We start from the raw sequence: 8,594 nt of genomic DNA, 5'->3' as shown, positions 1-8,594 counted from the left end.
CCGGGTGCGGCGCGTACGACGACGCGGTGCCGGGCCCGGTGATGCGCGGCGAGCACCGCCGCCGCCTGTTCCTCGACCTGCCGCCACACACCGGGCAACGCCCCTGCGGCGCCCGGGTAGTCGAGCCCGGCCAGCGACTCGCCGCGCAGCGTGATGAGTTCACCGTCGACGGCGCGTACGACGTCGAGGAGGGTGATCTCCTCGGCCGGCCTGCCGAGCCAGTAACCGCCCTCGCAGCCGCGCTGGCTGCGCACCAGGCCCGCTTTGCGCAACTCGCCCACCACGGACTTCAGGAACCGGAACGGAATGTCCTGCGAGGAGGCGATGGCCTCGCAGGTGAGCGGGCGGGCAGGCTCACACGCGAGCTCCAGAAGGGCCCGGGCGGCGTAGTCCGCCTTCGCGGAGATATGCATACCCACATCATGCCCGACAGCGCCGCTCCGGCGGAGGGGTCGGCGGGTCCGCGACCTACATTGCGGCAACATTGCCGCAGGTGAAGGATAAAGGACACTTCTTGACATCCTTTCCGGGGCGGCTCTAACGTCCCGGCCATGAGCGAGCCGCCGACGACTCCCGGTGCGGGTTTCCACCCCCACCTCCACGACACCCAGGACCACTACGCGGCGCCCCCGCGCAGCAGGCTGCACCACATCCGCGCCGACGCCCTCGACGGGGACACGGCGCAGACGGGTGGCATGCGCAGGTTCGCCGGTGTCAGCGGCAGCACCGCGGGGTCGGAGAAGCTGTGGATGGGCCAGACCCATGTGGCGCCCGCCACCTCGTCGTCCGACCACCACCACGGCGAGTCCGAGACGGCGATCTATGTGGTGTCGGGCCACCCGGAGTTCGTCTTCCTGGACGACTCGGGCGACGAGCCGCAGGAGGTTCGGCTGCGCACCTCCCCCGGTGACTACATCTTCGTGCCGCCGTTCGTACCGCACCGCGAGGAGAACCCCGACCCGGCGGACGAGGCGGTGGTCGTGATCGCCCGCAGCACGCAGGAGGCGATCGTCGTCAACCTCCCGGCCCTGTACGCCCTGCCCGGGAACGGCACGCAAGCGCCCTAGGGTCTGTCGTGCGGATCACGCCGGGCTCGCGTGTGCTGGTGCCGCGCCTCGCGGCGTTGTCGTCGGTCGACGACGCTCCGCGTCGCCTCCCTCCTCCGCCTTGCGATCCACGACACCAGCCCCCGCTCCCTGATCCGGCCTGATCCGCACGACAGACCCTAGACTCACCGGATGGCCAAGTACTTCGACGTCCATCCCGAGAACCCCCAGCGGCGCATCATCAGCGGTGTCGCCGACAGCATCCGGGCGGGCGCGCTCGTCGCGTATCCGACGGACTCCTGTTACGCCCTCGGCTGCCAGCTCGGCAGCCGCGACGGCATCAGCAGGATCCGGTCGATCCGCGAGCTCGACGACCGTCACCACTTCACACTGGTGTGCCAGAACTTCGCGCAGCTGGGTCAGTTCGTGCACATCGACAACGACGTGTTCCGTGCCATCAAGGCGGCGACACCGGGCAGTTACACCTTCATCCTCCCCGCGACCCGGGAGGTGCCGCGTCAGTTGCTGCACCCGAAGAAGAAGACCGTCGGTGTCCGGATCCCCGACCATGTCGTCGCGCAGGCGCTCCTCGCGGACCTGGGTGAACCGCTGCTCTCCAGCACGCTGTTGCTGCCGGACGAGGAAGAACCCCTGACCCAGGGCTGGGAGATCAAGGAACGGCTCGACCATGTGGTGGACGCCGTGGTCGACTCGGGCGACTGCGGAACGGAACCGACCACCGTCATCGACTTCTCCGGTGGCGAGTTGGAGATCGTACGACGCGGCGCGGGCGACGTCTCCCGCTTCGAGTAGCGGCCCCTGCCGGCGGCCCCTGCCGACGGTTCCTGCCGACAGTTCCTGCTCAGCTCGGCGCGAGGACGATCCAGGTGCGGCCGGGGCTCAGCGGCAGCGTCCGGCCGTCGTGGCGGTAGGTCGTGCCTGCCTTCTCGGTCGGCCTGCTCCAACGCACGTCGTAGGAGCGGCCGTTCCTGAGTACGACGGCCGAGCCCTGGCCGACCGTCTCCGAGAACGGTACGAACCCGGTGCGGCTGTGGAAGCGGGACTCCCTGATCTTCACCTGCTGGATGATCACGTTGTCCGCCGTCCAGGGCGAGCGCGCGCCGTCCATGCTCACCCGGTAACTCGACCCGCTCCAGGTGAAGCCGAAGCGGGCGCCGGGCATCTTGGCCGAGGCGGTCGTGTCGGGTGTGCCGCCGGCGGGGGTCGCCGAGGCGAAGGTCAGGCCGATGTCCTTCGCGGTCCCCGCGCCGTCGGTAAGCCCCTTGGTGTGCACGTACTCGTTGTGCGGCGCCGACCTGGTCGATCTGCGGAAGAAGGCGCCGGTCCCGGTCCTGGTGACCAGGTCCGACCTCTTGAGGACCGGCAGCAGCATGCTCTGGGCGCCCGAGAACGCGAGGGCCGGCCGGTCGTACTGGGCCAGCAGCTCCAGGTCGGTCTCCCGGGCGCTGCGCACCGGGCCGACCGTGCCGGGCAGGTGATTGCTGTCGAAGACCGCCATCAGCCGGGAGAGGCCGCCCTCGACCTCGATCCCGTACACCAGGTCCGCGCTGTTCAGGCCGGTCGCCGGCCGCGCGGCGCGGACGTTGTCGATCTTCACGGCGAGCACCCGGCCCGCCGCGCCCGGCTCCCCCGTGAGCACCGAGCGCGAGGTGCCCCGCGGGTGGGTGGTGCCGTCCTCGGTCGGTGTGCAGCCGGCCGCCAGAGCGGCGGCGAGTGCCGCCGCGACGCCTGCGGCGACAGCTCTGCGTCCGGTCATGGCGCTCCTCCCGTTCGATGGGGCTCCCATCGGGACGGTACCCGGACCGCACGCCGAATCCCCGTCGCAGCGCGGTCAGACGACGCCGAGTTCGGCGTCCCCGGCCGGCAGCGGTTCGAGCGCCTGCACGTCGACCGGGCCCGCCGTGGCCCCCTTGAGCTTCGCGCCGAGCGCGACCAGCGCGGGAGCGCCGCTGTGCACTTCAAGATCCTCGGCAGACGCCCAGTGCTCCACCATCACGAAGGCACCGGAGGTACCGCGGTGCATGGCGTACAGCAGACAGCCCGGCTCCGCGTGCACGGCGGGTATCGCCTCCCGCAGCGCCTGTTCGACGTCGGCCTCCCGGCCTTCGGCGGGGGTGATCGTGGCGACCACGACGACGGTCTTGTCGCTCATACCGGTCCTCGATTCCTGCGGTTCGGGAGCAATCAGCACAACAGTACGACCAGCTGCCCCGGACGTACGCAACCGCGTTGCAACGTTGCGGGGCGTTGGCTGGGACGATGACTGACGAGCGGGTTCCGGACGGACAGGCCGCGCGGGTGGAGGTGACGCCCGCGGCCGCCGAGTTGATCCGGCGGCTGCGGGCCGACCACGGGCCGCTGATGTTCCATCAGTCGGGCGGCTGCTGCGACGGCAGCGCCCCCATGTGCTACCCGGACGGTGAGTTCCGTACGGGCAACTCGGACGTGCTGCTGCAGTCCCTGCGGGTCGAGGGGGTGGAGGAGGCGGTCCCGTTCTGGATGTCGGTGAGTCAGTACGAGGCGTGGAGCCACACGCGGCTCATCGTCGACGTGGTCCCCGGGCGGGGCAGCGGGTTCTCCCTGGAGGCTCCCGAAGGGGTGCGGTTCCTGATCCGGTCGCGGATGGTCGGCGCGTGACAGGCGCGACGGGACGGCCGGCTACGGCCTGACGCTGCTCACCAGCCCCGCGGTGGTCGAGATCCCGTCGGCGATGGTCGGCGCCATGCTCGTGCCCGCGAGGAAGAATCCGAGCAAGACACAGACCACCGCGTGCGAGACCTTCAGTCCGCCGCTGCGCAGAAAGATCACAGCGAGGACGACGAGCAGCACCACCAGTGAGATCGAAATGGCCATCGACTACCTCCTCCGCCGCGTGACAATTGCGGCATTCGGCCGCCAGTGTGGCGGAGGAGGACGCCCGGACGGCCGACCGGCAGGCCCGCCGTACGGGTGATTGTTCCCGTCCACGGCTTCGGATCGTCGCTCTTAGTTCGACGCCGCTCCTGGTTCGAAGCGGACGGGCCGCCGGTCCTGCGCTGCCGCTACTCGGGCAGATCGACCAGCTCGGCGATCGTCTCCTTGTGCCGGCCCGCCGAACCGAGCGCCACCGAGTCCGCCTTCGCGCGCTTGAGATACAGATGCGCGGGGTGTTCCCAGGTCATCCCGATGCCGCCGTGCAGCTGTACGCACTCCTCCGCGGCGTGCACGGCGACCCGGCCGCAGTACGCCTGGGCGACCGCGACGGCGAGCGCGGTCTCCGGGCTGCCGGTGGCCAGCGCGCCGGCCGCGTTGCGCGCGGCGGCGCGCGCCGAGACGACCTCGAGCCACAGCTGCGCCATCCGGTGCTTGAGCGCCTGGAAGGAGCCGACCGGACGATTGAACTGGTGCCGTTCCTTGGTGTACTTGACGGTCTCCTCCAGACACCACTCGGCGACGCCCAGCTGTTCGGAGGCGAGCAGCCCCGCACCGGCGAGCAGCCCGCGCCGTACGGCGGCGCGCCCCGTCGCCGCGTCGGCGATCCGGATGCCGGCCGCCGGGTCGAGGGTGACGGCGGCGAGCGGCCGGGTCAGGTCGAGCGGGGTCAGCGGTTCGACGCTCACCCCCGGCCCTTCCGTCTCGGCCGCGTACAGCCCGTCCTCGCGCGGCACGAGCAGCACGTCGGCGCGTACGGCGTCGGCCACGCCCGTGACGGTGTCGGCGGCGGCCGGCAGGGGCCCGTCGGGCGGGGTGGTCAGGGGCAGTGCGAGGACGGCGACGCGGTGGCCGCCGGCGAGCGCGGTCAGCAGCCCGGCGACGTCCGTCGAGTCCGTGTCGCAGCCGAGCAGCGTCTCGGTCGCCACGACCGAGCTGGTCAGATACGGCGCTGCGGTGACGGCCCGGCCCAGCTCCTCCAGCACGACGGCCGCCTCACGGTGACCCGCGCCCTGGCCGCCCAGCTTCTCGGGGACGAGCAGCCCGGCGGCGCCGATGCCGCCGGCCAGCGACGACCACAGGTCGGCGTCGTACGGGTCGCCCGACTCGGCGCGCCGCAGGGCCGCCGGCAGGTCGTACCGGTCGGTGAGCAACGACCGTACGGCGGCGCGCAGATCGTCCTCGGTGTCCGTGTAGAGCAGGTTCATCGGGAGAGGTCCTTCCATGCGACGTCCTTGTCGTTGCGCGGCTCGGACGGCAGGCCGAGGACCCGTTCGGCGACGATGTTGAGCAGCACCTCACTGGTGCCGCCCTCGATGGAGTTGCCCTTGGCCCGCAGATAGCGGTAGCCGGCGTCCCGTCCGGTGAAGTCCACCTGGTCGGGCCTGCGCAGCGTCCAGTCGGAGTACAACAGCCCCTCGTCGCCGAGGAGTTCCACCTCCAGGCCGCTGATCTCCTGGTTGAGCCTGGCGAAGGAGAGCTTCATGCCGCTGCCCTCGGGGCCCGGGTGCCCCGCGACGAGCTGCTGGCGCAGCCGCTCCCCGGTGAGGCGGGCCACCTCGGCCTCGACCCAGAGGGTGAGCAGCCGCTGGCGCAGCTCGTGGGTACGCAGGTCGGGGCGCTCGCGCCAGGTGCGCGCCACGGGGCCGATCATGCCGCCCTCGCGCGGGATCCGGGAGCCGCCGATGGAGACCCGCTCGTTCATGAGCGTGGTCTGCGCGACCTTCCAGCCCTCGCCGATCTCGCCGAGCCGGTGCGCGTCGGGGATCCGTACGCCGGTGAGGAAGACCTCGTTGAACTCGGCCTCGCCGGTGATCTGGCGCAGCGGCCGTACCTCGACACCCGGGTCGGTCATGTCGCAGATGAAGTAGCTGATGCCGCGGTGCTTGGGCAGCCCGGGGTCGGTGCGGGCGATGAGGATGGCCCAGCGGGCGACATGCGCGCTGGACGTCCAGACCTTCTGTCCTTCGACCACCCAGTCGTCGCCGTCGCGTACCGCCCGGGTGCCGAGCGCCGCGAGGTCGGAGCCGGCGCCCGGCTCGCTGAAGAGCTGGCACCACACCTCCTCGCCGATCCACAGCGGCCGCAGGAAGCGCTCCTTCTGTTCCTGGGTGCCGTAGCGCAGGACGGTCGGCGCCGCCATGCCGAGGCCGATGCCGATCCGCCGGGGGTCGTTGTCGGGTGCGCCCGCCGCTTCCAGTTCGCTGTCGACCACGGCCTGGAGGGCGCGCGGCGCGTCGAGGCCGCCGAGCCCCACCGGGTAGTGCACCCAGGCGAGTCCGGCGTCGAAGCGGGCCCGCAGGAAGTCGTCGCGCGCGGTGTCGGCCGGCGGGTGGTCGGCCAGCAGGCGCGCGGTGCGCTCGCGCAGTCCCGCCGCGTCGGTCGCGTACGTCGCCTCGGTCATCAGGAGTCTCCTTCGGGGATGACGACCACACGTCCGGTGGTGGCGCCGTCGGCGACGCGCTGTACGGCGTCGGCTGCGCCCTTCAGCGGCACCCGCTCGCTGACGAGGGGCTTGACGACGCCCTGCGCGGCCAGTTCGGTCAGCCGCTGGTGGCAGCGCGGGATCGCGGCCGGGTCCTTGGCCGCGTACAGGCCCCAGTGCAGTCCGAGGATCGAGTAGTTCTTGACCATGGCGTGGTTGAGGGCGGGGGCCGGGATCTCGCCGCTGGTGAAGCCGACGATCACGATGCGGCCCTCGAAGGCCACGCACTTGGCCGACTTGGCGTAGGCGTCGCCGCCGACCGGGTCGTAGACGACGTCGGCGCCACGGCCGCCGGTGGCTTCCTTCACGGCGGCGATGATGTCGTCGGTGTGCCGGTCGATCACGACGTCGCAGCCCAGCTCGCGGGCCACCTCGGCCTTGGCGGGGCCGCCGACGACGCCGATGACGGTGGCGCCGGCCGCCTTGCCGAGCTGTACGGCGGCGCTGCCGACACCGCCGGCCGCCGCGTGGACGAGCAGGGTCTCGCCCTTCTCCAGATGGGCGCGGCGGTGCAGGCCGAACCAGCCTGTCTGGTAGCCGATGTGCATCGCGGCCGCTTCGGCGTCGTCCAGGGCGGCGGGCGCCGGGAGCAGTCCCGCGGCGTCGGCGAGCGCGTACTCCCCCAGGCCGCCGTGCGGGAGGGCCGCCGTGGTGATGACCCGGCGGCCGTCCTCGGTCTCGCCGCAGATCTCCACGCCGGGGGTGAAGGGCAGCGGCGGTCGCACCTGGTAGTGGCCCCGGCAGAGCAGGGCATCGGGGAAGTTGATGTTCGCCGCACGGACCAGCACCCTGACCTGTCCTTCGGCCGGCTCGGGCCGCTCGACGTCTTCGAGTCGCATCACCTCGCCCGGCTCGCCGTTCCGGTGCACTCGCCATGCCTGCATCTCGGGGCCTCCACACACATTGGGCAGTACCGCGTCCACGCGCATACTAAGCGGTCGCTTGTGGGTGTGGGAACAGCCGCCACCGGACGGCTTCGGCCGGGCGCGGGACGGGTCAGTCGTGGAGTCCGGGGCCGACCGGCTCGGGACCGACGGGGAAGATCGGCATGGGCTTGATCTTGCTCAGATACGACTCGGCCTTGAGGATGGCCTCCCGCGCGGTGCGCTGCCCCATCAGCACACACAGCGTGTACGCCACGTCCTCGAACCGTGCGCGCGTGGCGTCGTCCAGCGGATCGGCCAGTACCAGCCGTTCCCACGCGCGGTAGCGGCTCAGCAGATCGGCGACCAGATGTCTGTCCGGCAGCAGCATGTCAACACCACTTCCAGCAGGCTGTGGGCAGGTCCGGAGCCGGATACCCACGCACAGCGGAGCACCCGCCCCTCCCGGACATTCTGACCGCGTCCCGGCGTCCGCGCGCGTCGAGAATTCACCCGGCCCGGGAATAGGTCCGGGCCCGCTCCGGCTGCCACCCCCATGAGCACTCTTGGACTGATCGGAAGCGGAAACATCGGTGGCACCCTCGCGCGGCTGGGCGTCGCGGCAGGGCTCGACGTCGTCCTCAGCAACTCACGCGGCCCGCAGACGCTGACCGCGCTGGTGGACGAGCTGGGGCCACGGGCCCGCGCGGCGACGGCCGCCGAAGCCGCCGAGGCGGGTGACTGGGTGGTGGTGACCGTGCCGCTGAAGAACTACCGCCAGGTGCCGGTCGCGCCCCTCGTCGGCAAAGTCGTCCTCGACACGGACAACTACTATCCGGAGCGCGACGGGCGGATCCCCGAACTCGACGCCGAGGAGCTGACCACCAGCGAACTGCTCCAGCGCCATCTCCCCGACTCGCACGTCGTGAAGGCGTTCAACAACATCTTCTTCAAGCACCTGGCCGCCCTGGCCAGGCCCGTGGGCGCCGCCGACCGTACGACGCTGCCCATCGCCGGCGACTCGGCGCAGGCCAAGGCCTCGGCGACCCGGCTGATCGATCTGCTCGGCTACCACGCCCTGGACGCCGGAACGCTCGCCGACAGCTGGCGCTTCCAGCGCGACACCCCGGCGTACGTCGTCCCCTACGCGAAGAACCCGCAGGGCCTCGGCGTCTCCGGTGACGACCCGGGCGCCAGGGCGGACTCCACGGCGCTGCGGGCGGCACTCGACGCCGCCGTCCGCCCGACGCCCTGACGGACGGCGTCCGG

12 protein-coding genes are annotated in these 8,594 nt (G+C 71.6%); 4 read left to right on the top strand and 8 right to left on the bottom strand.

From position 1 onward, the window contains the following. Positions 1 to 413: Rrf2 family transcriptional regulator (locus tag HY68_RS28285; protein ID WP_063779722.1), on the bottom strand; the 413-nt coding region annotated here is incomplete at its 3' end. A gap of 138 nt (positions 414 to 551) precedes the next feature. Between HY68_RS28285 and HY68_RS28280 the strand changes: the two genes are divergently transcribed. Both HY68_RS28280 and HY68_RS28275 read left to right on the top strand, forming a co-directional pair. Further along, positions 552 to 1,067 (top strand): cupin domain-containing protein, encoded by a 516-nt coding sequence (locus tag HY68_RS28280; protein ID WP_041994080.1) that lies wholly within the window; start codon positions 552 to 554, stop codon positions 1,065 to 1,067. 171 nt (positions 1,068 to 1,238) lie between these two features. Beyond that, complete coding sequence (locus HY68_RS28275; RefSeq protein ID WP_041994077.1) at positions 1,239 to 1,859, top strand: L-threonylcarbamoyladenylate synthase; 621 nt, start codon at positions 1,239 to 1,241, stop codon at positions 1,857 to 1,859. Positions 1,860 to 1,908: 49 nt separating this feature from the next. On the opposite strand, the gene HY68_RS28270 is transcribed toward HY68_RS28275, so the two are convergent. Together HY68_RS28270 and HY68_RS28265 are read right to left on the bottom strand one after the other, a co-directional pair. Then, entirely contained in the window at positions 1,909 to 2,823 is a 915-nt protein-coding gene (locus HY68_RS28270; RefSeq protein ID WP_052457207.1) for a DUF3048 domain-containing protein, read from the bottom strand. A 75-nt stretch (positions 2,824 to 2,898) separates the two neighbouring features. Next, entirely contained in the window at positions 2,899 to 3,219 is a 321-nt protein-coding gene (locus tag HY68_RS28265) for a putative quinol monooxygenase (protein WP_041994071.1), read from the bottom strand. A 107-nt stretch (positions 3,220 to 3,326) separates the two neighbouring features. Between HY68_RS28265 and HY68_RS28260 the strand changes: the two genes are divergently transcribed. Next, positions 3,327 to 3,704: a DUF779 domain-containing protein gene (locus HY68_RS28260; RefSeq protein WP_041994069.1), complete on the top strand. Its 378-nt coding sequence runs from the start codon at positions 3,327 to 3,329 to the stop codon at positions 3,702 to 3,704. A 21-nt stretch (positions 3,705 to 3,725) separates the two neighbouring features. On the opposite strand, the gene HY68_RS28255 is transcribed toward HY68_RS28260, so the two are convergent. The 5 genes from HY68_RS28255 to HY68_RS28235 all read right to left on the bottom strand — a co-directional run bounded on the left by HY68_RS28255 (position 3,726) and on the right by HY68_RS28235 (position 7,716). After that, on the bottom strand, positions 3,726 to 3,920 hold the full coding sequence (locus HY68_RS28255; protein WP_041994067.1) for a hypothetical protein: 195 nt from the start codon (positions 3,918 to 3,920) through the stop codon (positions 3,726 to 3,728). A 188-nt stretch (positions 3,921 to 4,108) separates the two neighbouring features. Then, positions 4,109 to 5,203, bottom strand: coding sequence for an acyl-CoA dehydrogenase family protein (locus HY68_RS28250; RefSeq protein WP_041994064.1), 1,095 nt, complete (start codon positions 5,201 to 5,203; stop codon positions 4,109 to 4,111). Beyond that, positions 5,182 to 6,381 carry an acyl-CoA dehydrogenase family protein gene (locus HY68_RS28245; protein WP_041994061.1) on the bottom strand — a complete coding sequence of 400 codons (1,200 nt, stop codon included), beginning with the start codon at positions 6,379 to 6,381 and terminating at the stop codon, positions 5,182 to 5,184. Before HY68_RS28245 ends, HY68_RS28250 begins: the two co-directional genes overlap by 22 nt. Further along, the gene (locus HY68_RS28240) at positions 6,381 to 7,346 is read right to left on the bottom strand and encodes an NADPH:quinone oxidoreductase family protein (protein ID WP_041994058.1); all 966 of its coding nucleotides are present in this window, start codon (positions 7,344 to 7,346) and stop codon (positions 6,381 to 6,383) included. The genes HY68_RS28245 and HY68_RS28240 overlap by 1 nt, the downstream gene beginning before the upstream one ends. 112 nt (positions 7,347 to 7,458) lie before the next feature. Further along, positions 7,459 to 7,716: a DUF5133 domain-containing protein gene (locus HY68_RS28235; RefSeq protein ID WP_063779684.1), complete on the bottom strand. Its 258-nt coding sequence runs from the start codon at positions 7,714 to 7,716 to the stop codon at positions 7,459 to 7,461. 165 nt (positions 7,717 to 7,881) lie between these two features. Here HY68_RS28235 and HY68_RS28230 point away from each other — a divergent pair, with 165 nt between their 5' ends. Then, positions 7,882 to 8,580 (top strand): NAD(P)-binding domain-containing protein, encoded by a 699-nt coding sequence (locus HY68_RS28230; protein ID WP_041994056.1) that lies wholly within the window; start codon positions 7,882 to 7,884, stop codon positions 8,578 to 8,580. Positions 8,581 to 8,594 lie beyond the last annotated feature (14 nt).

Source organism: Streptomyces sp. AcH 505 (assembly GCF_000818175.1).
Lineage (GTDB): Bacteria > Actinomycetota > Actinomycetes > Streptomycetales > Streptomycetaceae > Streptomyces.
This window is presented reverse-complemented; position numbering and strand designations above follow the sequence as displayed.

Excerpts from the sequence above, each read along its gene's own strand:
- HY68_RS28280 (WP_041994080.1), top strand. The coding sequence starts at position 552 with ATGAGCGAGCCGCCGACGACTCCCGGTGCGGGTTTCCACCCCCACCTC.
- HY68_RS28275 (WP_041994077.1), top strand. The coding sequence starts at position 1,239 with ATGGCCAAGTACTTCGACGTCCATCCCGAGAACCCCCAGCGGCGCATC.
- HY68_RS28270 (WP_052457207.1), bottom strand. The coding sequence starts at position 2,823 with ATGACCGGACGCAGAGCTGTCGCCGCAGGCGTCGCGGCGGCACTCGCC.
- HY68_RS28265 (WP_041994071.1), bottom strand. The coding sequence starts at position 3,219 with ATGAGCGACAAGACCGTCGTCGTGGTCGCCACGATCACCCCCGCCGAA.
- HY68_RS28260 (WP_041994069.1), top strand. The coding sequence starts at position 3,327 with ATGACTGACGAGCGGGTTCCGGACGGACAGGCCGCGCGGGTGGAGGTG.
- HY68_RS28255 (WP_041994067.1), bottom strand. The coding sequence starts at position 3,920 with ATGGCCATTTCGATCTCACTGGTGGTGCTGCTCGTCGTCCTCGCTGTG.
- HY68_RS28250 (WP_041994064.1), bottom strand. The coding sequence starts at position 5,203 with ATGGAAGGACCTCTCCCGATGAACCTGCTCTACACGGACACCGAGGAC.
- HY68_RS28245 (WP_041994061.1), bottom strand. The coding sequence starts at position 6,381 with ATGACCGAGGCGACGTACGCGACCGACGCGGCGGGACTGCGCGAGCGC.
- HY68_RS28240 (WP_041994058.1), bottom strand. The coding sequence starts at position 7,346 with ATGCAGGCATGGCGAGTGCACCGGAACGGCGAGCCGGGCGAGGTGATG.
- HY68_RS28235 (WP_063779684.1), bottom strand. The coding sequence starts at position 7,716 with ATGCTGCTGCCGGACAGACATCTGGTCGCCGATCTGCTGAGCCGCTAC.
- HY68_RS28230 (WP_041994056.1), top strand. The coding sequence starts at position 7,882 with ATGAGCACTCTTGGACTGATCGGAAGCGGAAACATCGGTGGCACCCTC.